This is a genomic window from Halomonas sp. ND22Bw, from assembly GCF_003011945.1.
In the GTDB taxonomy this organism is placed as follows: domain Bacteria; phylum Pseudomonadota; class Gammaproteobacteria; order Pseudomonadales; family Halomonadaceae; genus Halomonas; species Halomonas halophila.
Genome location: NZ_PXWD01000366.1, coordinates 1 through 354 on the forward strand (window position 1 = coordinate 1; position 354 = coordinate 354).

General features: G+C 66.4%; 1 protein-coding gene. It reads left to right on the plus strand.

Going from position 1 to position 354, the window contains the following annotated elements:
* A partial coding sequence (locus CVH10_RS18470; RefSeq protein WP_181244491.1) for an alcohol dehydrogenase catalytic domain-containing protein occupies positions 1-354 on the plus strand: 354 nt, incomplete at both ends.

The following is a 354-nucleotide window of genomic DNA, read 5'->3' on the forward strand; positions in this document are numbered from 1 at the left end:
GCCTATCCGCATCCGTTGCCCGCTATCCCCGGCCATGAGGCGGCGGGGGTGGTCGAGGCGGTGGGCGACGAGGTGCGCACGGTCAGGCCGGGCGATCATGTCGTCACCTGCCTGTCCGCCTTTTGCGGCCATTGTGAATTCTGCATCACCGGCCGGATGTTCCTGTGCGTCAGCTCCGAAACGCGCCGCGGATCGAAGGACGAGCCGCGCCTGCGCCTGGCCGATGGCGGCACCGTCAACCAGATGCTGAACCTCAGTGCCTATGCCGAGATGATGCTGGTGCATGAGCATGCCTGTGTCGCGATCGATCGCGACATGCCGCTCGATCGCGCCGCGCTGATCGGTTGTGCGGTG